The sequence below is a fragment of the Xanthomonas sp. F1 genome, from assembly GCF_014199855.1.
Window position 1 is genome coordinate 166,302 of sequence record NZ_JACHOK010000007.1, and the last position, 21,875, is coordinate 188,176.

The following is a 21,875-nucleotide window of genomic DNA, read 5'->3' on the forward strand; positions in this document are numbered from 1 at the left end:
GGATGATGCAGGCGTGCGGGGCGCAGCGTCGATGGGGCGAGCGGCTACAGCCGCTCGATCGCCAGCGCCACGCCCTGGCCGACGCCGATGCACATGGTCGCCAGCCCGCGACGGCCACCGCTGGCCTCGAGCTGGCGCAGCAGGGTCAGGGCGAGGCGTGCGCCGCTCATGCCCAGCGGGTGACCGAGCGCGATCGCGCCGCCGTTGGCGTTGACGTGCGCGGCATCGTCGGCGACGCCGAGTTCGCGCAGGCAGGCCAGGCCCTGCGCGGCGAAGGCTTCGTTGAGTTCGATCGCATCGAAGTCGCCGATGGACAGCCCCAGGCGTGCCAGCAGCTTGCGCGTGGCCGGCACCGGGCCGATGCCCATGTAGGCCGGCTCCACGCCGGCACTGGCGAAGCCCAGCACGCGCGCGCGCGGGGTCAGGCCCAGCGCCTGCACCTGCGCTTCGCTGGCCAGCAGCAACGCGGCAGCGCCATCGTTGATGCCCGAGGCATTGCCGGCGGTGACCGTACCGGGCTGGCGGAAGATCGGCTTGAGCCTGGCCAGCGCCTCGGGCGTGGTGTCGGCGCGCGGATGCTCGTCGACGCGGACTTCGATGGTCTCGCCGCGCTTTTTGCCCGGCGCGGTCACCGGCACGATCTCGCCGTCGAAGAAACCGGCCGCCTGCGCGGCGGCGGTGCGTTGCTGGCTACGCAGCGCGAAGGCGTCCTGGTCCTCGCGCGCGATGCCGTAGCGTTCGGCCACGTTCTCGGCGGTCTCGCCCATCAGGTCCACGCCATAGCGCTGCTGCATCTTCGGATTGACGAAGCGCCAGCCCATGGTGGTGTCCTCGAGCTGCTGGTTGCGGGCAAAGGCGCTCTCCGCCTTGCCCATCACCCACGGCGCGCGCGACATCGACTCCACGCCGCCGGCGATGGCCAGGCCCAGCTCGCCGGCACGGATGCCGCGCGCGACGGTGCCGATGGCATCCAGGCCGGAGCCGCACAGGCGGTTGACCGTGCTGCCCGGCACGCTGAACGGCAGGCCCGCCAGCAGCAGGCTCATGCGCGCGACGTTGCGGTTGTCCTCGCCGGCCTGGTTGGCGCAGCCCAGATAGACGTCGTCGATGCGCGCCGGATCCAGCTGCGGATGCCGCGCCAGCAGCGCCTGCAGCGGCACCGCGCCGAGATCGTCCGCACGCACGCCGGCCAGGGCACCGCCGTAGCGGCCGATCGGCGTGCGGACGCCGTCGATGATGTAGGCCTCGTTCATGCCGCCTCCGTGGAATCGGCCAGGGTCAGCGCCAGCCCGGTGGCCTGGCGCAGGTCGTCCAGGCTCACGCCGTCGACCAGTTCGAGCACGCGTGCGCCGTCCGGCCCCAGCGCGAACACGCCCAGGTCGGTGTACACCCGCGACACGCAGCGCAGTCCGGTCAGCGGATAGCTGCACGCGTCCACCAGCTTGGGCTCGCCGCGCTTGGTCAGCAGTTCCATCATCACGTAGACCTGCTTGGCGCCGATCGCCAGGTCCATCGCGCCGCCGACCGCGGGGATGGCATCGGCCGCGCCGGTGCTCCAGTTGGCCAGGTCGCCATGCACCGACACCTGGAACGCGCCGAGCACGCACACGTCCAGGCGCCCGCTGCGCATCATCGCGAACGAGTCGGCGTGGTGGAAATAGCAGCCGCCGGTCAGCAGCGTCACCGGTTGCTTGCCGGCGTTGATCAGGTCCAGGTCCTCCTGCCCCGGCGGCGGCGCCGGCCCCATGCCGAGCAGGCCGTTCTCGCTGTGCAGGAAGATCTCCTTGTCCGCCGGCAGGAAGTTGGCCACCGCGGTCGGCAGGCCGATGCCCAGGTTGACGTAGGCGCCCTCGGGGATGTCGCGCGCCACCCGCGCGGCCAGCGCGTTGCGGTCGATGCCGCGCCCGTTCAATGCGTGCATGCGTCCTCCTGCGTGGCGCTCACCGCCACCAGCCGTTGCACGAAGATGCCCGGGGTCACCACCGCTTCCGGATCCAGGGCGCCGAGTTCCACCACCTGCTCCACCTGCACGATCGCGCAGGTCGCGGCCATCGCCATCAGCGGGCCGAAGTTGCGCGCGGTCTTGCGGTACACCAGGTTGCCCCAGCGGTCGCCGTGGTGCGCCTTGATCAGCGCGAAGTCGGCACGGATCGGATACTCCAGCACGTAGTGGCGGCCGTCGATCTCGCGGGTCTCCTTGCCGGCGGCCAGTTCGGTGCCGTAGCCGGTGGGGGTGAAGATCGCGCCCAGGCCGTTGCCGGCCGCGTGGATGCGCGCGGCCAGGTTGCCCTGCGGCACCAGTTCCAGTTCCAGCTCGCCGGCGCGGTAGGCCGCGTCGAAGTGCTGCGAGTCGCTCTGCCGCGGGAACGAGCACACGATCTTGCGCACGCGCTTGTGCTTGATCAGCGCGGCCAGCCCGGTCTCGCCGTTGCCGGCGTTGTTGTTGACGATGGTGAGCTCGCGCGCGCCCTGTGCGATCAATGCATCGATCAGCGCATCGGGCATGCCGGCGGTGCCGAAGCCGCCGATCATCACCGTGGCGCCATCGTGGATGTCGGCCACTGCGGCGGCGCACGACGGCAAGGTCTTGTCGATCATCGGCGCCGCTCCGCCGTCGCCGGCCGGGGGCGCAGCGCACGGCGGCGCAGGCGCATTACGGGGTCTGCCACGACATCCTCCTCCAGGTCGCTCCGGGAGGCCACGTTAGGCCCGCTCCGGCGGGCGGTCAATCCGATTATCGGATGCATGGTTCGATAAACGAACAATTTAACGCTGCGACAACGGTGCACCGGACCCGCCCTGTTGTATACATTCGCCCATCGCCGAGCATCGGGCGATGGCGCAACAGCACCGATATGTCGTTGTGCGCCGCAACACGCAAGGATCATCCCCAGCCTGTTGTATACACAATCGAGGTCGCCGCCATGCAGTCGTCCGCTCCGGCATTTCCGCTCAATGCCTGGTACGCCATCGCCTGGGATCACGAGGTCAAGCACGCGCTGCTGCCGCGCAAGGTGTGCAATCTGGACATCGTGCTGTACCGCACCAGCAACGGCCGCGTCGCCGCGCTCGAGGACGCCTGCTGGCACCGGCTGGTGCCGCTGTCGATGGGCCGGCTGCGCGGCGACGACGTGGTCTGCGGCTACCATGGCCTGGTCTACGACGCGAACGGGCGCTGCGTGCACATGCCCTCGCAGGACACGATCAATCCGTCCGCCTGCGTGCGCCGCTTCCCCACCGTGGAGCGGCATCGCTACGTCTGGGTGTGGCCGGGCGATGCGGCGCTGGCCGATCCGGCGCTGGTGCCGGACCTGCACTGGAACGACGACCCGGCCTGGGCCGGCGACGGCCGCACCATCCACGTCAAGTGCGACTACCGGCTGGTGCTGGACAATCTGATGGACCTGACCCACGAGACCTTCGTGCACGGCTCCAGCATCGGCCAGGACGAGGTCGCCGAGGCGCCGTTCGACGTGGTCCACGGCGAACGCAGCACGGTGGTCTCGCGCTGGATGCTGGACATCGATCCGCCGCCGTTCTGGGCCTGGCAGATCGAACACGCGCACGGCTACCGCGGCAAGGTCGACCGCTGGCAGATCATCCGTTTCGAAGCGCCCTGCACCATCGCCATCGACGTCGGCGTGGCGGTGGCCGGCAGCGGTGCGCCGCAGGGCGACCGCTCGCGCGGGGTCAATGGCTACGTGCTCAACACCATCACGCCGGAAACCGACCGTACCTGCCATTACTTCTGGGCGTTCGCGCGCAACCATTCGCTGTACGAACAGTCGATCACCACGCGCCTGCGCGATGGCGTCAGCGGCGTGTTCGGCGAGGACGAGCTGATACTGGAAGCGCAGCAGCGCGCCATCGATGCGCATCCGGACCATGTGTTCTACAACCTCAACGTCGATGCCGGCGGCATGTGGGCGCGGCGCCTGATCGAGCGCATGGTCGCCGCCGAGCAGCGCAGCCAGGACCTGCAGCTGCGCATGGTCGGATGAACCGCCGACAGATCCCGGGAGCCACCGCCATGTCCGCCGCGCATCCGTTCCGCTCCAGTGCCGCCCAGACCACCCGCGCCCTGCTGGAATTGCGCGAGTTGATCCTGGCCGGCGAACTGACCGCCGGCGAACGCCTGTCCGAGGTCGCCCTGGTGGAACGCCTGGGCGTCTCGCGCACACCGGTGCGCGCCGCCCTGCAGCGACTGGCCGAGGAAGGCCTGGTGCAGCCGCTGCGGGGCGGTGGCTATGCGGTGCAGGCATTCGACGAGGCCGACGTGGACGACGCCATCGAACTGCGCGGCACCCTGGAAGGCCTGGCCGCACGCCGCGCCGCCGAACGTGGCGCCGATCCGGCATTGCTGGAACAGGCGCAGGCGCTGCTGGCACGCATCGACGCAGTGCTGGCGACGCGACCGTTGAGCGAGGAGGCTTTCGCCCGCTATGTCGACTGCAACGCGCAGTTGCACGCCTTGCTGTTCGAGATGGCCGGCAGTGCGCTGCTCTCGCGCGAGTTCGCGCGGGTCGCGCAGTTGCCGTTCGCCTCGCCCAGCAGCTTCGTGCTCGAACGCGGCCAGGCCGCCACCGTGCTGTCGATCGCGCAGGATCAGCACCGCCAGGTGCTGGACGCGATCGCGCGCCGCGAAGGCGCGCGCGCCGAAGCGCTGATGCGCGAACACGCGCGACTGGCGCAGCGCAACGCCCATCATGCCCTGCACGACCAGAACGCGCTGGGCCAGATCCCCGGCAGCCGCCTGCTGCGGCGCCGTCCGCCCGCCTGATCGCGGCGCCCGCCGTACCTGCTCCTTTTCCCGCCTGCCGGACCCCGCCATGCGCAAAGACACCCAGTGGACCACCGCCCGCGTCGTCGCCATTGCAACGCCGTGCCAGGACGTGCGCGAGATCGTGCTCGATCCCGGCCGCGCCAGCCGCCCCTTCAGCGTGGGCAGCCACCTCGACGTGCGCGTGCGCATCGGCGAGGCCTGGCACGAGCGCTCCTACTCGCTGGTCGGCGAACCTGCCGCCGACGGCCACTACCGCATCGCGGTACGCGCGGTCCCCGACAGCCGTGGCGGCTCGCGCGCGATGTGGACGCTGGCGCCGGGTGACCAACTGGACATTTCCTCGCCCAACAACCACTTCGCGCTGGACGAGACCGCCGAGCACATCGTGCTGGTCGCCGGCGGCATCGGCATCACCCCGATTCTGGGCATGGCGCAACGCCTGGCGCGCGGGCGCATCCCGTTCCAACTGCTCTACGCCGGCCGCAGCCGCGCCAGCATGGCGTATCTGGAGCATCTGCAGGATCTGCTCGGCGAGCGTCTGCAGCTGTTCTGCCCGGAACATCTCGGCCAGCTCGAACTGGCCGCGCAGATCGCGCGGTGGCCCAAAAACGCCGACGTCTACGCCTGTGGTCCGCTGCCGTTGCTGGACGAATTGCGGCAACGCTGGCGCGACGACGGCCGCGCTCGCGCGCGCCTGCACTTCGAGACGTTCGGCAACAGCGGCAATGCGCCGGCGCAACCGTTCGTGGTGCAGGTGCCGGCGCTGGGCAAGACCGTGCAGGTCGCCGAGAACGAGTCGCTGCTGGATGCGCTGAGCGCGGCCGGCGTGGAGGTCATGGCCGATTGCCGCCGCGGCGAATGCGGCCTGTGCGTGGTCGAGGTGCTGGAAGCCGCCGCACCGCTGGACCATCGCGACGTGTTCCTCAGCGACGAGCAGCGCCACAGCAACCGCAAGCTGTGCGCCTGCGTCTCGCGCGCGCTCGGCGGCAGCCTCAGCATCGACACCGGCTACCGCGCCGACGCGTTCTGACCCACGCGCGGCGCCATCCGCATGGACCGCAGGCGCCGTCCACAGCAGGGGGCGGCGCCTGCGGGTGTTCAACCTCATCCGTGCGGCGTCACTTCGTTGCAGCGTCCCAGTGCTCCTGGATCTTGCCGTTCTGGATGCGGAACATGTCGAACCAGGTGGTGGTGTAGGTCTTGCTGGCATCCTTGGGATCGGGCAGCGTGCGCACCGACACCAGGGTCACGTAGTCGCCTTCGGCCAGGATCGCCACCAGCGGCAACTGCACCCGCGGCTGGATCGGCGTCGGCTTGACGAACGATGTCAGGAACGCCAGGAACGCATCGCGGCCGTTGGCGACATTCGGGTTGTGCTGGATGTAGTCCTTGGCCATGTACATCGGCGCATATTCGGTGTGCCCGGCTTCGAACACGACGCGCCAGAAGTCGTAGACCAGGCGCTTGTTGGCGGTGGTGCGCCAGTCTTCGCCATGCAGCAGCTGCTGGTGGTTGGGATTGGCGGTGACCGCGGTCTGCGCGAACGCGGATGCGGCGGGAAGCGCAAGCAGCAGCGCCAGCAGACAGGCCTGAAAACGGATCTTCATGGAAGACTCTCCGATGGGGGAACAGGGAAATGCGCGATGACGCCGCGATGACGCGATGCGCGGCAGCGATGGCACCGTCGCGGCTGCAGCGTAGCAACGCGCAGTGGCTACGCGACGCGGCAAATCGCGAAAAACACTCGGATTTAGCGGCTTTTTTCCTGGTCTGGGAGAATCGCCACAGTTACCTCGACCTCAGAAATGGCGCGGTACCACACACCTAAATGTTCGTATGCAGTGCATGGCGCAGCGACGCACGGGCGGTCTGCTCGTCGGGCATCGACGCAGCCAATTGATGTCATCGGCAGCGACGATGGAAGGCCCACTAGGGATTGGAAAGTCGGAATTCGAGATTGGCCAAAGCGGAATCAGGGATCATCGCGACGCACAGGAAAACAGAGGACGCGGCTCGACGAATCCCCAATCCCGACTCCCCAATCCCAGCTTTAAAGCGCCAACGGCAGTCCCGCGTAATTCTCGGCGATGGTGGCACGCCCGGCGGCACTGCCGAGCAGGTAGTCCAGTTCCGCATCGTGCAGGCGGCGGCTGAACGCGTCCTCGTCCGGAAAGCGATGCAGCATGGTGGTCATCCACCAGGAGAAGCGCTCGGCCTTCCACACGCGCTGCAGCGCCAGTTCCGAATAGCGCTGCAGCGGCGCGTCGCTGCGCTCCTGCTGCGCCTGCGCGAACAGGAGCGCGAGCAGGCCGACGTCGCCGGCAGCCAGGTTCAGGCCCTTGGCCCCGGTCGGCGGCACGATGTGCGCGGCATCGCCGGCCAGGAACAGGCGACCGTACTGCATGGGTTCGGCGACATAGCTGCGCAGGGGCGCGATGCTCTTCTCCAGCGAGGGGCCGGTCACCAGCGCCTGCGCCACGTCGTCGGGCAGGCGGCTGCGCAGTTCGTCCCAGAAGCGATCGTCCGACCAGTCCTCCACCCGCTCGTCCGCCGGCACCTGCACGTAGTAACGGGTGCGGGTGGGCGAACGCATGCTGCACAGGGCGAAGCCGCGCGCGTTGCGCGCATAGATCAGTTCGTCGGCCACCGGCGGGGTGTCGGCCAGCACGCCCAACCAGCCGAACGGATAGACCCGCTCGTACACGCGCAGCACCTCGGCCGGGATCGCGCGGCGGCTGATCCCGTGGAAGCCGTCGCAGCCGACCACGTAGTCGCAGTCCAGGCGCTGCGTGACGCCGTCCTGCACGAAACTCAGCCACGGCTGCGACCCGTCGATGTCGTGCAGCTGCACATCCTCGACGGAATAGAGGGTGGTGGCGCCGGCCGCTCGGCGCGCGTCCATCAGATCACGGGTCACTTCGGTCTGGCCGTAGACGGTGACCGCACGGCCGCCGGTCGCCGTACTCAGTTCGATGCGTTCGCGACGCTGCTCCAGCGCCAGTTCGAAACCGTGGTGGACGATGCCTTCGCGCTGCATGCGCGCGCCGGCACCGGCGGCGCACAACAGGTCGGCGGTGCCCTGCTCCAGCACGCCGGCGCGGATCCGCGACAGCACGTGTTCCGGCGTCTGCCGCTCGACGATGACGGTGTCGATGCCGTGGCCGTGCAGCAACTGCCCGAGCAGCAGTCCGGCCGGGCCGGCGCCGACGATGGCGACCTGGGTACGCATACGTCCTCCAGAGGATGGGACCGACCCATAGTGTTCCGGTTGCAGCGCACCGAGGACATGGATCATTGCGACCGATTCCGGTACTTTTCGCCGATGCCACGCACTGCTTCCGCCGCTGCCGCGTCGCCCGTCACGGTCCCGGCCTTCCGCCTGTACGGCGAGACCGGCGACCGCGAGACACCGGATCTGTTGCACTGGGAATCCATCGCCGCGCGCAGCCGTCTGCACGACTGGCATATCCGCCCGCACCGCCACGACGACCTGCTGCAACTGCTGTATCTGCAGCGCGGCAGCGCCGGCCTGCACTTGGACGGAACGCAGCAGCGCCTGCGCGGGCCCTGCCTGCTGCTGTTGCCGCCGCTGTGCGTGCATGGCTTCCGCTTCCAGCGCAACGTGCGCGGGCACATCGTGACCATGTCGGCGCCGCTGCGGCAGCGCCTGGCGGCGCAGTGGCCGAGCCTGAACGAGGCGCTGGCGCGGCCGCTGTGCCTGCCCGTCGGCGACCAGCAGCCGATGCTGGACGCCTGCTTCGCCGCGATCGCCACCGAACACACGCAACGCCGCCCCGGCCGCGAACCAATGCTGCAGGCGCTGGCGACGCAGGCCTTGCTGTGGGCGGCGCGCGGCGCGCTGGCGCAGGCCCACGCCGACCCGCACGACGCCGACCGTGGCGCGCGCCACGTGCGCGCCTACACGGCGCTGATCGACGCGCATTACCGCGAACACTGGCCGCTGGCGCGCTATGCCGACCGCCTCGGGCTGAGCCGCAGTCATCTCAACGCGCTGTGCCGACGCCTGGCCGGCGCCTCGGCGCTGGAGTTGCTACAGCGGCGGATCATGCTCGAAGCACGGCGCAGCCTGGTCTACACCACCTTGACCGTGCAGCAGCTCGCGGAAGTCCTGGGCTATGCGGATGCCGCGTATTTCAGCCGCTGCTTTCGCCGACATGCTGGGTGTTCGCCGATGCAGTTCCGACAGAGGGCGCAGGGGTAGTTGCGGGTTGCGTCGGGACGGCCCGGTCGCGGCTGAAGCCGCTCCTACAAGGATTTACAGGGAGATGCCGGCGTAGTCCGGTGTAGGAGCGGCTTCAGCCGCGACGAACGCAGCGGCGATGGTGAATCACCGCAGAGGCGTCGGGACTGAAGTCCCTCCCACAATGCAGTGCCGGTGCAGTGCCGACGCCGTATTGGCCGCGCGTAGCGCAACGCGCAGGCAACGGAGCAACCAGCGCTCCCGCAATCAATGCATCCACGTGCATCACCGGGCGCCGATACGGCGCCCGGTGAACTTACCCTCAGAACGGATACTGCGGCGCGCTGTCCTGGATCGTCACCCACTGCCAGTGCGTGTACTGGCCCCAGTCGGCCGGGCCGCCCATGCTGGTGCCGTTGCCGGAGGCGCCGGTGCCGCCGAACGGGTTGGTCACTTCGTCGGCCACGGTCTGGTCGTTGATGTGCAGCAGGCCGGTGTGCAGGCGCTCGCCCAGCGCCATTGCGCGGCCGACCGAGGCCGACAGGATGCCGGCCGACAGGCCGTACTCGGTCTGGTTGGCCAGCGCCACCGCCTCGTCGTCGCTGTCGAAGGCGATCACGTTGGCCACCGGGCCGAACACTTCCTCCTCGAACGCCGGCATGCCCGGCTGCACGTTCGACAGCACCGTGGCCGCGTAGAACAGGCCGTCGTGGGTCCCGCCCGCCTCGATCACCGCGCCCGCCGCCACCGACGCATCGACCACTTCCTTGACGTGCTGCAGCTGGCGCTGGTCGATGATCGGGCCGAGCGCGACGTGCGCGGTGGCCGGATCGCCGACCGGCAGGTGACGCGCCTTCTCGGCCAGACGCCGGGTCAGTTCGGCGGCGATGCTGCGCTGGACCAGCACGCGGCCGGTGGCCATGCAGATCTGGCCCTGGTGGAAGTACGCGCCGAACGCGATCGCCGACACCGCCTTGTCCAGGTCGGCATCGTCGAGCACGATCAGCGAGTTCTTGCCGCCCAGTTCCAGCGCGGTCTTTTTCAGGTGCTTGCCGGCCAGCTCGCCGATGCGGCGGCCGGCGGCGGTGGAACCGGTGAACGCGATCATCGGCACGCCCGGCGCTTCGACCAGCGCCTGGCCGGCGTCGGCGCCGCCCGGCAGCACGTGCAGCAGGCCCTTCGGCAGGCCCGCCTGCTGCAGCACTTCGGCAATGACGAAACCGCCGGCGTACGGCGTGCGCGGATCGGGCTTGAGCACCACCGCATTGCCCACCGCCAGCGCCGGCGCCACCGAGCGTAACGACAGCACCAGCGGGAAGTTGAACGGCGAGATCACTCCGACCACGCCCAGCGGTAGGCGCCGCGCCAGGCTCAGCCGGCCCGGCGCGGTCGGCAGCACCTGGCCCTGCGCCTGCAGCGGCATCGCTGCGGCCTGCTGCAGCAGCACGATCGCCTCGCGCACCTCGTGCTCGCCCTTGGGCAGGATGCCGCCGGTCTCGCGGGCGATCAGCGCGGCAGCCGCCACTGCATGCTGCTGCAATACCTGCGCGGCACGATGGAACACGGCCGCGCGCTCGCGCGGCGGCGTGGCCGCCCAGGCGCGTTGCGCGTCGCGTGCCTGCGCCACCGCAGCGGTCACGTCGGCTGCATTGGCCTGGCCGACGCGGTGCAGCGGCGTGCCGCTGCCCGGTTCGATCACCTCGAGGACGCCGCCCTGGGCGGCGACCCACTCGCCGTTGAAGATGCGCTCGCTCCAGGTGGACGCGGCGGCCAGGGGTTCGGTGCTGTGCATGCTGTGTGCTCTCGTGGAAAGAGGAAGAAGAAGTCGTTCAGAGGGCAGTGGCGGCCAGGCCGCCATCCACCGGCAGGTTGACGCCGTTGATCCAGCGCGCCGCATCGGAGGCCAGGAACACCACCGCCTCGGCGACTTCGTCGGCATAGGCCGGGCGCTTCATCTTGCCGGCATCGGCCTGGACCCGCTCGGGCCCGAGCATGGTGACGAAATCGCCCAGGATCGGCGTGAACACCGGACCGGGCGCGACGCTGTTGACGCGCACCGAATGCTCGGCGAACCAGTCGCGCGAACGCAGCAGCGTCCACACGATCAGCGCTTCCTTGAAGTACTGGTAACAGGTCGCCTGCGGCACCGGATGCGCCGCCAGCCAGTCGCTGCCGGCGGCGTAGCTGTCGGCCGCGGCCAGCTGCTTGTGCAGGTCCAGCCGCTGCGGCCACTCGGCACCGAGGATGGAGGCGATGTTGATGATGCTGCCGCCGGGCACGATACGCGGCAGCAGCGCCTGGCTCAGATGGCGCAGGCCCAGGTAGTTGACCTTGGCCACCACGTCCACCGGCGCGGTGCCGGGTACGCCGGCGATGTTGGCCAGCGCATCGATGCGCTCGGGCAGCTGCGCCACCAGCGCGTCGATCGAGGCCGGGTCGCCGAGATCGGCCTGGTGGAAGCCGTGCAGGGTCATGTTGACCGGCTGGCGATCGATGCCGATCACGGTGGCGCCGTGGAAGCGCGCCAGGCGCGCAACCTCGGCGCCGATGCCGGAGGCCACGCCGGTAACGAGGAGGGTCTTGTTGTGCAGGTTCATGGCAGCGCGTGTCCGTTGCGGAATTGGGCGTCAGAAGACGTGGATGTATTGCAGGTTGACGTTGTGGCCGGAAGGCGCGTTCTTGACCTCCACCGGCATGTAGAAGTTGGCGTTGAAGATGTTCTTCTGGTCGATCCGCCACGACAGGCCGGGGCCCAGGTAGAACTGGGTCTGCTTGCTGTCGGCCACGCGTTCGCCATTGGTGCGGTTGTCGCGCAACTGCTTGAGGTAGTAGCCGTTGATGCCCAGGTGCAGGTCCTTCACCACTTCCAGCGAGCTGGCGAAGTTGAGCCAGGCGGCGTCGCCGGCCTGGCCGTTGCGGAACACGAAGCCATCGCCCTGCGGCACGTTGGAGGCCTTGTCGGCACGGAAGTTGTAGAGGTAGTTCAGCCGTCCACTGATCTCCCAGCGCGGCGTCGGCAGGATGCTGAAGGCCCAGCTCGGCAACACCGACCAGTAGCCCGCGCCCTGGTTGACGTCGCGGTTGCGGTCGAACTTGCCGATCGGCGCCAGCACATCCAGTTCGAAACGCTGCGAGAACACCGGGCGGCCATTGCGGATCACCGGCGCCATCTGCAGGTAGGGGCCGATGGTCAGGTCACCCAGGCCCGCACCGTTGTCGCGCAGCGCCACCGGGCTGTCGTACGCGAACGAGGTGTCCAGGTCGACCAGCGCGGCCAGCGCGGTGACGCCAAGCGAGCCACCGAACAGCTTGTAGTCGCTGAGGTAAGCCACCTGGGTGACCCACACCGAGGAGCCGATGTGCGGATCGCGGAACACCGGCACGTCGTCGCCGTGCGCGTCCTTGATCGCATCGAAGTCGTAGCGGCGCAGGTACTGGATCGCGCTCCAACCCGGGTTGGGTTTGCTGAAGCCGTCGAAGAAGCTGGTGCCGCCGGTGTTGATGCCGGTCGGCAGGGTGGCGCTTTGCGGCACCGTTTGCGCAGCGGCGGGCGCGACGCAGGCGATGGCCAGCACGGCGAGCAGGGACAGGCGCGCGCGGGCGCGCGGCGGCGACGGAACACGGTGGCGAACACGCTTCACGGGCAGGCACTCCAAGCGAAAGAGGAACGGCGGGGTGCGGGGGGATAGGAACGCGAGCAGGCGCCGCCGCGCGCAGGGCGCGGCCACGCGGCGACGCATGCCGTCAGCGGGACGCTGGCAGCGGGTCGGGAATCAGCGAGGAAGATGGGCGCGCGGCGCAGGCCGGCCGCACCCACGCACAGGGCTACAGGCGCTCGAGCACGTCCAGCCGGTCCAGCGCCTGCAGCAGCGCGCGCGCCGAGGTCGCACCGAGTGCGGTGGCAAGCTGCTGCTCCATGCGCACCACTTCGACTTCGGCCTGCGCCAGCAACGCCGTGCCGGTGGCGGTCAGATGCAGGTGCTGCATGCGCCGATCCTGGCGCCCGCGCACCTGGCGCAGCAGTTTGCGCTTGACCAGGCGCGCGACCACGATGGCCAGGTTCGGCGGCGACACGCTCAGCACTTCGCCCAGTTGGCGCTGGTTGATGCCCGGATTGGCGTCCACCAGCACCAGCAGCGAATACTCCACCGGCTTCAGTTCGAAGGCGCGCACGCAGTCCTGGAACAGGCGCCGCACCTGCAGTTCGGTGCGGGTGATGCGGTAGCCGATCAGGCTGGTCAGGCGCCGCTGGTCCACGCTGTCCGCCGTGTGCGGATCGGCGGGCAACGCGCTGCTGGACATCTCGGGACTCGGTTTCGAACTCACTGCGCTTCCTGCATGGGGCATCCTGCGACCAGGTCACGGCGGATGCGCACGCATCCATCGGCGCCGGCCGGCAGCGCCGTCGCAGCTGCATTGTAGGGGCATGACCGCGCATGGTCACAACGCCGCGTCCACGCGCCGCAGCAGCGCCCGGTACGGCGCGGCGGCGGTCCACAGGCACAGCGCGCCGAGCAGCGCCGCGCCCATGCACACCACGCCCAGCGACAGGCCGACCTGGCGCTCGTCGGCGAGCACATGGTCGGTGCCCAGCGCCACCAGGTACGGCCCCAGGCCCAGCCCGATCAGATTGACCAGCAACAGGTAGATCGAGGTGACCTGGCCACGCAGCCGGTTCGGGGTGACCGCCTGCAGGATCGCCGGCGCCAGCGCCACCGGCATGCCCAGCAGGAAGGTGGTCAGCGCGATCGCCGCCAGCGCCGGCCACGGTCCCGGCGCGATCGCGAACAGCGCACTGCTGATCACCAGCAACACGGCCCCGACCAGCGAGATCTTCAACGCCGCGTCGCGGCTGCCGCGCGCAGCCAGGCGGTCGGCAAGGAAGCCGCTGAACAGCATGCCGGCGATGCCGAAGGTGAGGATGATGATGCCGTAGGCCGGGCCGATCTCGCCCGGGGTCCACTGCCAGCGGCGGATGAAGGTGGCCGGCAGCCAGGCGGTGATACCGAAGGTGATCATCGCGATCACGCCGTTGGCCAGGAACAGCGCCACGTACACCCGCGCGTTGTCGCGCAGGTGGCTCAGGTCCGGGCGCACGCTGGGCACCGCCGCGGCCTGCTCGCGCCGCGCCGGCTCGCGCACCGTGGCCATCAGCGCGATCACCGCCAGCCCGGGCAGCGCGACCAGGATGAAGGCCGCCTGCCAGGGCCGGAAGCTGCCCAGCAACGGCAGCACCACCGTGCTCTCCTTGCTGGTGGCCGCGATCACCAGGCCGCCGACGATGAACGCCGCCGCCGAGCCGATGTAGACGCCGGAGGTGTACACGCTCATCGCCCGCGCGCGCTTTTCCGGCGGGAAGTAGTCGGCCAGCATCGAGTACGCCGCCGGCGACAGCGAGGCCTCGCCGACGCCGACGAACACCCGCGCCAGGAACAGGGTGAAGAAGCTGGTGACGTAGGCGCCGGCCGCGGTCGCCGCGATCCACACCACCACGCCGAGCACGATCAGGTTGCGGCGGTTGCGGCGGTCGGCGACGCGACCCAGCATCACCCCGATCAGCGTGTAGAACACCGCGAAGGCGAAGCCGTGGACCAGGCTGAAGGCCGAGTCGGACAGCTGCAGGTCGCGCTTGATCGGCTGCACCAGCAGGCCCAGGATCTGCCGGTCGACGAAGGACAGCGTGTAGGCCAGCAACAGCACGAGGGTGACGTACCACGCATACAGCGGGCGGTACGGCGCAGACGATGGCAGCGGATCGCGCATGGGAAGGCTCCGGCTCAGAAGCGCAGGGTCAGGAAGGGGGCGATGTAGAAGTAGTCGCGGCCGCGCACCGGTCCCTCGCGCAGGAACGGCCCGGCCTGGGTGTAGTGGGCGTACACGTCCAGGCTGGCGAAGGCGTTGAAGCGGTACTTCACCCACAGCACCGAGCGCGTGCCGATGTCGCGCGCGTCGTTGGCGTCGCCCGGCTGCAGCACCCGCCAGCCGGCCGCGTACACGCCGTCGTGCAGGCTCTGCCGCTGCAGCTTGAGCACGTACATGTCGATCCACAGCCGCTCGCTGGGACGCAGCACCAGTTCCGGGCCGAACGAACGCACGTTGCTGCTGATCATGCTGCCGTCGAACACCGAGGCACGCGCGTACAGGCCGTTGAAGGTGTTCAGTTCGCCGTCGCGCGGATCGCGGTCGCCGGAGGAGACCTCCATGCGCCAGGCCAGGCGCGGCGTCCACCGCACATCGGCGAAGGTGTAGCCGCCGAACAGCGTGCCCTGCCACGCGCGTACGCGCTGGCCGGCGAACTGGCCGCGCTGGCCGATCAGCTCCAGGTCGTAGTCCCAGCCCTGCACGGCGCCGCTCAGGCGCGTGGACAAGGTATGCCGATGCTCCTCGCCGACCACGCCGCCATAGCGGCGCCCGTCCTGCACGGTGTCCAGGTACAGCGTCTCCAGCAGCGCCGCCTTCGGCTGGCTGGGCGACAGCGGCACTTCGGCGTGCGCGCCCCACAGGCGCTGGTCGCGGTTGGCACGATCGTCGAAGCTGCCGGTGCGGGTGAGCACCGGGCGCCCCCACAGCAGGCCGCCGCTCCAGCGCGGCTGTCGGGTCAGCAGGCGCACCGCATCGAACGGCATGCGCGAATTGGCCGGGTCGCGCGGGTCCAGCAGGCGCTGCCAGGCGTAGGCGATCTGCTGGCGGCCGGCGCGCAGGCGCCAGGCCGGCTGCGGCTGTCCGTCGGACAGCTCGACGAAGCCCTGCGCCAGGTCCAGCGGATTGCGGTCGGTGGCCTGCACCGGTCGCGTCTGCAGGCCGGCGACCCGGCTGTCGGCGAGTTCGCCGAACAGACGCAGGTACGGCGATGGGCGGTAGTCGGCCCACAGCCGCAGGCGCTGCTGCGCATAGCCGTGCGGATCGGTGGCGAAGCGGCCGAAGCCGGCGTGCTCGCGATAGTCGTACAGCGTGCGGCTCTCGCCGCCGAGGCTGAGCCAGCCCTCGCCGACGGGGATGTACTTCCACTTCTCCCAGCCCTGGCGCGGACGCGCCGCCAGCGCCGAATAGTCTTCCTGATCGGCCAGCAGCTTGCCCTGCGGGCCGCTGGATTCGGCATCGGCCTGGCCGCAGCCGACGCTGCACAGAATGGCCAGGCACACGGTACGGGGCGCGCGGCGCGCGCGCGCATGAGGCACAGTCATCGATTCCCTCCCAAGTCTCGAAGCGTGTGGTGCGAAGGAGCGCGCGCCGGCTATCCGGTGCTGCGGCCGGGTGGCCCGCTCATGACGGCGGCGCCACGACCGCGCCGGGCACGGTCCCGGCGTAGAGGTGTTCGACCAGTGCCGCGCGGGCGCGCAGCACGTTGCGCTGGTTGATCGAGCCCTTGTCGGTGATCTCGCCCGCCTCCAGGTTCGGCGGCTGTTCCAGCCACGCGGCACGCGCGACCTGGCTGGCGCTGCCGGTGGCGCTGCGGTTGAGCGTGTCCAGCAGCCGCTGCAGCCAGGCGCGCACCGGCGGCGCCTGCAGCACCTGCGCCGCCTCGGCCTGTGCCGGCAGCCCCGACAGCGCCTGCAGCGCGTCCAGTCGCGGGAACAGCAGCAGGCCGATGGCGTCGCGGTCGGCGCCGGTCACCACCACGTCCTGCACGTAGGCGGCGCCTTCCATCAGCACCCGCGTGCGCAGCGGGCCGACGCTGACGAACACACCGGAGGACAGCTTGAAGTCCTCGGCCAGGCGCCCGTCGAACAGCAGGCCGCGCTCGGGATGCTGCGGATCGATCGGCTTGAGCGCGTCGCCGGAACGGTAGAAGCCTTCCTCGTCGAAGGCCTCGGCGGTCTGCTGCGGCGCGTTCCAGTAACCCGGCATCACGTGCGGCCCGCGGAAGCGCGCTTCCAGCTTGTCGCCGACCGGCACCAGCTTGACCTCGCAGCCCGGCGCCGGCACGCCGACGTCGCCGGGCGTGTTGCTGGTGCCGTGGGTGAAGGTGCAGGAGGGCGCGCACTCGGTCATGCCGAGGCCGGCGAGCATGCGGATGCGCTCGCCGCAGTGCGCCTCGGCGATGCGTTCCAGGCGGTCCCACACCTCCTGCGACAGCGCCGCGGCGGCGAAGAAGAACATGCGCATGCGCGACAGGAAGGTTTCGCGCAACGCCGCGTCCTGTTCCAGCGCCTGCGCCAGTTGTTCCCAGCCACGCGGCACGCTCAGGTACACGGTGGGCGCGATCTCGCGCAGGTTGCGCAAGGTCTGTTCGAACAGCGCCGGGGTCGGCTTGCCGTCGTCGAGGTAGAAGCTGCCGCCGTTGTACAGGGCGATGCCGATGTTGTGGCTGCCGCCGAAGGTGTGGTTCCACGGCAGCCAGTCGACCAGCACCGGCGTCTCGCCGAGCACCGGGAAGGTCTGCAGCAGCATCTGCTGATTCGCGCACAGCATGCGCTGCGTGGTGATCACCGCCTTGGGCAGCAGCGTGGAGCCGGAGGTGAACAGGAACTTGGCGATGCTGTCCGGGCCGCAGGCGGCGAAGGCGGCATCGGCGGCGTCCAGCGCACGCGGCGCCAGCAGTTCGTCGAAACGAAGGCTGGCGCGGTCGCGTACCGCACCGCGCACGCACACTGCCGGGACATCGGTGGGGAACACCGCCGCGATCGCCGGGGCGAACGCGGCGCCGTCGCTGGCGAACAGCAGGCCCGGGCGCAGCACCTCGGCCACATGCCGCAGCTTGGCGAAATCGCGCGACAGCAGCGCGTAGCCCGGCGACACCGGGCAGTAAGGGATGCCGGCGTACATCGCCGCTAACGCGAGCTGCAGGTGTTCCAGATCGTTGCCCGACAGGATCGCCAGCGGCCGTTGCGCCGACAGGCCCATGTCCAGCAGGTGCGCGGCGATGCGGCGGGTGCGCTCGAGCATCTGCGCATAGCTCAGGCGCCGCCACTGTCCACTTTCGTCGCGCTGCGCCACGAAGGTGGCATCGGGGGTGTGCTGCGCCCAGTGCTGCAGGCGCTGCAGCAGATGCCTGGGCAGCGGCGCCAGCGGTTCGCGCGCGCGCAGGCGCAACACGCCGTCGGCATCGCGGTGGACCTCGGTATCCGCGTGGCTCAGTCCGACAGGACGGTAGCGCGCGGCGGTGGCAACGGACTCAGCGGCATTCATCGGAACCATCCGGAGGAGAGAGACGGCACGGCGTGCGGCAGCGCCGCCGCGGCCCGGATGGGCCGCGGGCGACGCAACGGGTCAGCGCTTGTAGGTCTGCAGACCGGGCTTGATGGTTTTGTCGTCGAGGAATTGCTTCAGTCCCTGTTGCCGGCCCTTCTCGGGATCGCGGTGATTGGACTGGTCGACCTTGGCGTACAGGTAGTCCTCGTTCTGCTCCCAGGTCAGTTCGCGGCAGCGCTTGAAGCCGTGCTTGGCGAAGCGCAGCACCACCGGGTTCTTCTGCTGCAGTTCCTGCGCCAGCCTGGTCACCTCGGCGCGCAACTGCGCGCGCGGCACGCTGGCGTTGACCAGGCCCATCTGCGCCGCCTCGGTGCCGGTGAAGGTGCGCCCGGTCATGATGTAGAGCATGGCGTTGCGGTGGCCCATGGTGTCGGCGACCGCCTTGCTGACCAGGTTGCCCGGGGGGATGCCCCAGTTGATTTCCGACAGCCCGAACACCGCCTCGTCGGCGGCGATGGCCAGGTCGCAGGCGACCAGCGGCGAGAACGCACCGCCGAAGCACCAGCCGTTGACCGCGGCGATGGTCGGCTTGCTGTAGAAACGCAGCAGGCGCCACTGCCACTGCGAGCAGTCGCGGCGCATGCGCTCCTGCACGATCTCTTCCTTGCCGTCGGTCTCGCGGAAGTATTCCTTCAGGTCCATGCCGGCCGACCAGGATTCGCCGGCGCCGGTCAGCACCAGCACCTCGGCGCTGCTGTCCAGTTCCAGCGTCTCCAGCACGTCGATCATCTCGCGATTGAGAGTGGGGCTCATCGCGTTGCGCTTGTCCGGCCGGTTCAGGGTGACCCAGGCGATGCCTGCGTCGATCTCGACCTGGACGGTCTGCCAGCGGTCTTGGTAGCTGCTCATGGATAGGCCTGCGTGGGAAGGTAGGGGGAGGCGATAACTTAGGACTGATAATAGTTATAGATCATCATTATTTCGGCGCAAGCTGCAGTGCAGCATGGTCTGCGGGCATGACAGACAGGCGTCGGGCACCGCCGGACAGGCCTGCAATCAAAGGGCAACGCGACGCAGGGTGCGGGGCGCTTCCGACGCGACCCAGGCGGCCAGGCTGACCACGGCGTCGCTTCACACCCAGCCAACGGGTCCCTCACGGTCAGCCTTCGTTCATGGGGTAGGATCGGCGTCACAGGGGATCGCCGACACCGGAGTGATGTCCATGCACACCGTCTCCGCACTTGCCCAACCTGCTCGCCAGCCACGCCACGCGGTCGATCTGGACGCCGAAATGGCCTACTGGCGTCAGGCCCATGCCGAGGGTCGCCTCGGCCATCAGGGCTTCGCCGACTACGCGCAGCTGCTGAAGATCGGTTACGACGTGTACCTGGCCTACCCGCGCGCCAACGAGGCGCAACTGTACCGGGTGCTGCAGGACGCCTATCACCAGTGCGCGCCAATGCTGTCCGTGCCATGGGACGAGGCGCGCTGGCTGGTGCGGCATGCCTGGCAGCACCTGGCGCATTCGGGGCATCGCCACTGAAAGCGCCTGGCGCAGCGGGGCATCGTCGTTGTCCGTGTAGGCGTTACCGGGAATGCCTGTCGCGGCTGAAGCCGCTCCTACGACGGGTCGTCGGTCGTGATTGAAGGCGCCCCTGCGGCGCCATCTGCCGGCACATCGGCGACAACCGGATAGCACACCATCACGTGCACGGCGCGGCGTGCGCCGCGTGCTGCTGTACGCCTCCCGCGCCGCATGCGGCTCAACGCGACGAGGCAGGTGGCGAGGCGCTGCGCTCCTTCGCTTCGAGGCGGCCATGGAACGCGTTCGACCCCTTGCCCGGCGCCGTCGCTGCCTCGCCCTCGCTGTGCTTGAGCCGCTGCTTGCGCTGTTCCACCACGCTGCTGGCCAGCGCCACGCGCCGCCCGATCACCATGTCGCTCAGCCAGTCGATCAGGTGGCGTGTATAGGCGGCCTGGTGCACCTTCTCGGTCAGCGCGTGGTCGGCGCCGGCGATCGTGCGCGTGGTCAGCGAGCGCGCGTTGGAGAACGCCGCCGCGTAGTTGCGCAGCACCTGCCCCGGCACGATCACGTCGCACTCGGCCTCCACCAGCAGTACGTCGCCGCGGTAACGCTGGCAGGCCGCCAGCGCGCGGTTGTCCTCCGGCGCCACCACGCGGTTGCGGTAGAGCATGAGGTCCGGATCGCGGTTCAACGCGACTTTCGGTCCATCCCAGTGCGCGTCCTTGTACAGCGCCGGCGAGCGCAGGGCCAGCCACTCCACCGGCCGCTCCAGCGTCAGCAACGCGGCCAGGTAGCCGCCGTAGCTCAGCCCCACCACCGCGATCGCCTCCGGATCCACTTGCGGCGACGCCGCCAGGCGATCGTAGGCGGCCTTGATGTCGTCCAGGTTCTGCGCGCGCGTCACCGTCTCGCGCATCGCCGCCAGGCCTTCGTGGCCGCGCAGGTCGAAGGTCAGACAGACGCAGCCCAGGCCCGCCGCCTCGCGCGCCCGCACCAGGTTGTGGTGCTGGTTGCCGCCCCAGCCGTGCACGAACAGCACGCCGGGCAGGCGGCTGGTCGGCGTGAGCAAGGTGCCGCTGAGCGCCGCGCCGTCGACCGGGATGTCGATACTGGAAAGTTCTGCTTCCATCATGCGTCCGCGCTGCGCATGTAGCGGTATTTGGTCAGCAAGCCGGTACGCGGTTCCTCGCCGACGTAGTAGACCTGCGCTCCGGCCGGCGGCGCCGGATGCGCGCCGTAGCGTTCGACCGTGGCGGCGACGACGCGCTGCAGCGTCGGTGACTGCTGGAACGCGGCCACCGCGGCCAGTTCCGCAGGGGTCGCGCCACCGACACGCCAGGACTGCTCGAGGACGCCGCAAGCGGTGGTGCCATCGGGAAGCAGACCCTCGATCACGTCGTAGTTGCGCCGCGACGCATAGAAGCCCGGATAGGCCGCAGCCACCAGCCGGTCGTAGTCGCGCGCCTTCGTCACCGCCGTGCGCTGACTTGGCGGCAATGGTTGTTCCAGCAGGGTATCGAGCGTGCCGCGAATCACGTGCAGCTCCGAGCCGCCGTACGCCTCGCGGCCGCTGCTGTCGCGGGTCACCGATTGCGTGCCGCAGTAGGCGACGGTCACGCCGGCGCAGTGGGTTTCGCCGACGCTGAAGGTGGTCGGCTGGTGCAGATGCCGTTCCAGCACCACGCCGTGCCGGCGCAGTTCGTGTACGGACAGCGTCGCCAGCGCCGCATCCAGGGCCGGCGCATCGTGCAGCAGCACCTGCCCCAGGCCACCGACGCCATGCGGCAGCTTCAGCCGCACCTGGCCGCCATCGCACAGGCGCGCGACGGCACGGCGCGCGTCGCCCACGCTGAAGGCGGTATAGCCCGGCAACGTGGTGGCCGCCATCGCGGCGCCCAGGCCCGGCTGCCATCCTTCCGGCGCCTGCGCATCGACATCGACCAGCGGGTGGCTGATCCCCTTGGTGGCGACGAAGGCATGCGGCACCACGCCGCCAAGCAGATCGGCCGCGGCATGCACGCCGATCTGCTCGGCCTGCGCGATGGTCAGGGTTTCATCCGGCACGCAGAATGAGGACGTCCCGGCGGCGCAGCGTTCCTCGTGCAGCGGCAGGCGCATCAGCCGCGCCACTTCGGCGACCACCCAGGCATGCGTCGCCGCCTCGTGGCCACCGGACACAGCCTGGCGCACATGGCAGGCGCGGACATTGGCGTGAGCGGCGGATCGGGCCATGC

At 69.7% G+C, this 21,875-nt stretch carries 20 protein-coding genes; 5 read left to right on the forward strand and 15 right to left on the reverse strand.

What is annotated here, in order from left to right:
- Positions 1-44: 44 nt before the first annotated feature.
- Genes pcaF through GGR71_RS15700 form a run of 3 tightly spaced genes read right to left on the reverse strand, consistent with a single transcriptional unit; the run spans position 45 to position 2,598 of the window.
- Positions 45-1,253, reverse strand: coding sequence for a 3-oxoadipyl-CoA thiolase (gene pcaF / locus GGR71_RS15690; RefSeq protein ID WP_184452108.1), 1,209 nt, complete (start codon positions 1,251-1,253; stop codon positions 45-47).
- The gene (locus GGR71_RS15695; RefSeq protein ID WP_184452110.1) at positions 1,250-1,921 is read right to left on the reverse strand and encodes a 3-oxoacid CoA-transferase subunit B; all 672 of its coding nucleotides are present in this window, start codon (positions 1,919-1,921) and stop codon (positions 1,250-1,252) included. The genes pcaF and GGR71_RS15695 overlap by 4 nt, the downstream gene beginning before the upstream one ends.
- A complete protein-coding gene (locus GGR71_RS15700) occupies positions 1,909-2,598 on the reverse strand; it encodes a 3-oxoacid CoA-transferase subunit A (RefSeq protein ID WP_160961239.1) in 690 nt (229 codons plus the stop codon). The genes GGR71_RS15695 and GGR71_RS15700 overlap by 13 nt, the downstream gene beginning before the upstream one ends.
- A gap of 326 nt (positions 2,599-2,924) precedes the next feature.
- Here GGR71_RS15700 and GGR71_RS15705 point away from each other — a divergent pair, with 326 nt between their 5' ends.
- Genes GGR71_RS15705 through GGR71_RS15715 form a run of 3 tightly spaced genes read left to right on the forward strand, consistent with a single transcriptional unit; the run spans position 2,925 to position 5,813 of the window.
- The gene (locus tag GGR71_RS15705) at positions 2,925-4,001 is read left to right on the forward strand and encodes an aromatic ring-hydroxylating dioxygenase subunit alpha (RefSeq protein ID WP_160961242.1); all 1,077 of its coding nucleotides are present in this window, start codon (positions 2,925-2,927) and stop codon (positions 3,999-4,001) included.
- Positions 4,002-4,030: 29 nt separating this feature from the next.
- Positions 4,031-4,780 carry a GntR family transcriptional regulator gene (locus GGR71_RS15710; RefSeq protein ID WP_160961244.1) on the forward strand — a complete coding sequence of 250 codons (750 nt, stop codon included), beginning with the start codon at positions 4,031-4,033 and terminating at the stop codon, positions 4,778-4,780.
- Between the two features lie 49 nt (positions 4,781-4,829).
- Complete coding sequence (locus GGR71_RS15715) at positions 4,830-5,813, forward strand: PDR/VanB family oxidoreductase (protein WP_160961247.1); 984 nt, start codon at positions 4,830-4,832, stop codon at positions 5,811-5,813.
- Between the two features lie 88 nt (positions 5,814-5,901).
- On the opposite strand, the gene GGR71_RS15720 is transcribed toward GGR71_RS15715, so the two are convergent.
- Positions 5,902-6,390, reverse strand: a complete 489-nt coding sequence (locus GGR71_RS15720) for a nuclear transport factor 2 family protein (protein ID WP_160961249.1) — start codon at positions 6,388-6,390, stop codon at positions 5,902-5,904.
- Positions 6,391-6,833: 443 nt separating this feature from the next.
- Positions 6,834-8,012, reverse strand: a complete 1,179-nt coding sequence (gene pobA / locus GGR71_RS15725; RefSeq protein WP_160961252.1) for a 4-hydroxybenzoate 3-monooxygenase — start codon at positions 8,010-8,012, stop codon at positions 6,834-6,836.
- A gap of 93 nt (positions 8,013-8,105) precedes the next feature.
- On the opposite strand from pobA, the gene GGR71_RS15730 reads away from it, so the two are divergent.
- A complete protein-coding gene (locus GGR71_RS15730) occupies positions 8,106-9,005 on the forward strand; it encodes a helix-turn-helix domain-containing protein (protein WP_160961254.1) in 900 nt (299 codons plus the stop codon).
- 301 nt (positions 9,006-9,306) lie between these two features.
- Here the strand turns inward: GGR71_RS15730 and GGR71_RS15735 are convergent, their stop codons facing one another.
- The 8 genes from GGR71_RS15735 to GGR71_RS15770 all read right to left on the reverse strand — a co-directional run bounded on the left by GGR71_RS15735 (position 9,307) and on the right by GGR71_RS15770 (position 19,025).
- On the reverse strand, positions 9,307-10,776 hold the full coding sequence (locus GGR71_RS15735; RefSeq protein WP_160961257.1) for a benzaldehyde dehydrogenase: 1,470 nt from the start codon (positions 10,774-10,776) through the stop codon (positions 9,307-9,309).
- A gap of 37 nt (positions 10,777-10,813) precedes the next feature.
- Positions 10,814-11,581 (reverse strand): coniferyl-alcohol dehydrogenase, encoded by a 768-nt coding sequence (locus GGR71_RS15740; protein WP_160961260.1) that lies wholly within the window; start codon positions 11,579-11,581, stop codon positions 10,814-10,816.
- A 30-nt stretch (positions 11,582-11,611) separates the two neighbouring features.
- Positions 11,612-12,625: a SphA family protein gene (locus GGR71_RS15745; protein WP_456362632.1), complete on the reverse strand. Its 1,014-nt coding sequence runs from the start codon at positions 12,623-12,625 to the stop codon at positions 11,612-11,614.
- Positions 12,626-12,809: 184 nt separating this feature from the next.
- Positions 12,810-13,286 carry a MarR family winged helix-turn-helix transcriptional regulator gene (locus GGR71_RS15750; RefSeq protein ID WP_160961418.1) on the reverse strand — a complete coding sequence of 159 codons (477 nt, stop codon included), beginning with the start codon at positions 13,284-13,286 and terminating at the stop codon, positions 12,810-12,812.
- A 138-nt stretch (positions 13,287-13,424) separates the two neighbouring features.
- Positions 13,425-14,747, reverse strand: a complete 1,323-nt coding sequence (locus tag GGR71_RS15755; RefSeq protein WP_160961263.1) for a spinster family MFS transporter — start codon at positions 14,745-14,747, stop codon at positions 13,425-13,427.
- Positions 14,748-14,761: 14 nt separating this feature from the next.
- Positions 14,762-16,168, reverse strand: coding sequence for an alginate export family protein (locus tag GGR71_RS15760; protein ID WP_202405093.1), 1,407 nt, complete (start codon positions 16,166-16,168; stop codon positions 14,762-14,764).
- A 79-nt stretch (positions 16,169-16,247) separates the two neighbouring features.
- On the reverse strand, positions 16,248-18,113 hold the full coding sequence (locus GGR71_RS15765; protein ID WP_160961265.1) for a feruloyl-CoA synthase: 1,866 nt from the start codon (positions 18,111-18,113) through the stop codon (positions 16,248-16,250).
- An 81-nt stretch (positions 18,114-18,194) separates the two neighbouring features.
- Entirely contained in the window at positions 18,195-19,025 is an 831-nt protein-coding gene (locus GGR71_RS15770; RefSeq protein WP_160961268.1) for a p-hydroxycinnamoyl CoA hydratase/lyase, read from the reverse strand.
- Positions 19,026-19,338: 313 nt separating this feature from the next.
- On the opposite strand from GGR71_RS15770, the gene GGR71_RS15775 reads away from it, so the two are divergent.
- The gene (locus tag GGR71_RS15775) at positions 19,339-19,659 is read left to right on the forward strand and encodes a hypothetical protein (protein WP_160961271.1); all 321 of its coding nucleotides are present in this window, start codon (positions 19,339-19,341) and stop codon (positions 19,657-19,659) included.
- Positions 19,660-19,879: 220 nt separating this feature from the next.
- Here the strand turns inward: GGR71_RS15775 and GGR71_RS15780 are convergent, their stop codons facing one another.
- Positions 19,880-20,770: an alpha/beta hydrolase family protein gene (locus GGR71_RS15780; protein WP_160961274.1), complete on the reverse strand. Its 891-nt coding sequence runs from the start codon at positions 20,768-20,770 to the stop codon at positions 19,880-19,882.
- Complete coding sequence (locus GGR71_RS15785; protein ID WP_160961277.1) at positions 20,770-21,873, reverse strand: DUF3182 family protein; 1,104 nt, start codon at positions 21,871-21,873, stop codon at positions 20,770-20,772. Before GGR71_RS15785 ends, GGR71_RS15780 begins: the two co-directional genes overlap by 1 nt.
- Positions 21,874-21,875 lie beyond the last annotated feature (2 nt).

Bases quoted from the DNA above. Each gene is read 5' to 3' on its own strand.
- pcaF (WP_184452108.1), bottom strand. From the start codon at position 1,253: ATGAACGAGGCCTACATCATCGACGGCGTCCGCACGCCGATCGGCCGC.
- GGR71_RS15695 (WP_184452110.1), bottom strand. From the start codon at position 1,921: ATGCACGCATTGAACGGGCGCGGCATCGACCGCAACGCGCTGGCCGCG.
- GGR71_RS15700 (WP_160961239.1), bottom strand. From the start codon at position 2,598: ATGATCGACAAGACCTTGCCGTCGTGCGCCGCCGCAGTGGCCGACATC.
- GGR71_RS15705 (WP_160961242.1), top strand. From the start codon at position 2,925: ATGCAGTCGTCCGCTCCGGCATTTCCGCTCAATGCCTGGTACGCCATC.
- GGR71_RS15710 (WP_160961244.1), top strand. From the start codon at position 4,031: ATGTCCGCCGCGCATCCGTTCCGCTCCAGTGCCGCCCAGACCACCCGC.
- GGR71_RS15715 (WP_160961247.1), top strand. From the start codon at position 4,830: ATGCGCAAAGACACCCAGTGGACCACCGCCCGCGTCGTCGCCATTGCA.
- GGR71_RS15720 (WP_160961249.1), bottom strand. From the start codon at position 6,390: ATGAAGATCCGTTTTCAGGCCTGTCTGCTGGCGCTGCTGCTTGCGCTT.
- pobA (WP_160961252.1), bottom strand. From the start codon at position 8,012: ATGCGTACCCAGGTCGCCATCGTCGGCGCCGGCCCGGCCGGACTGCTG.
- GGR71_RS15730 (WP_160961254.1), top strand. From the start codon at position 8,106: ATGCCACGCACTGCTTCCGCCGCTGCCGCGTCGCCCGTCACGGTCCCG.
- GGR71_RS15735 (WP_160961257.1), bottom strand. From the start codon at position 10,776: ATGCACAGCACCGAACCCCTGGCCGCCGCGTCCACCTGGAGCGAGCGC.
- GGR71_RS15740 (WP_160961260.1), bottom strand. From the start codon at position 11,581: ATGAACCTGCACAACAAGACCCTCCTCGTTACCGGCGTGGCCTCCGGC.
- GGR71_RS15750 (WP_160961418.1), bottom strand. From the start codon at position 13,286: ATGTCCAGCAGCGCGTTGCCCGCCGATCCGCACACGGCGGACAGCGTG.
- GGR71_RS15755 (WP_160961263.1), bottom strand. From the start codon at position 14,747: ATGCGCGATCCGCTGCCATCGTCTGCGCCGTACCGCCCGCTGTATGCG.
- GGR71_RS15760 (WP_202405093.1), bottom strand. From the start codon at position 16,168: ATGACTGTGCCTCATGCGCGCGCGCGCCGCGCGCCCCGTACCGTGTGC.
- GGR71_RS15765 (WP_160961265.1), bottom strand. From the start codon at position 18,113: ATGAATGCCGCTGAGTCCGTTGCCACCGCCGCGCGCTACCGTCCTGTC.
- GGR71_RS15770 (WP_160961268.1), bottom strand. From the start codon at position 19,025: ATGAGCAGCTACCAAGACCGCTGGCAGACCGTCCAGGTCGAGATCGAC.
- GGR71_RS15775 (WP_160961271.1), top strand. From the start codon at position 19,339: ATGCACACCGTCTCCGCACTTGCCCAACCTGCTCGCCAGCCACGCCAC.
- GGR71_RS15780 (WP_160961274.1), bottom strand. From the start codon at position 20,770: ATGGAAGCAGAACTTTCCAGTATCGACATCCCGGTCGACGGCGCGGCG.
- GGR71_RS15785 (WP_160961277.1), bottom strand. From the start codon at position 21,873: ATGGCCCGATCCGCCGCTCACGCCAATGTCCGCGCCTGCCATGTGCGC.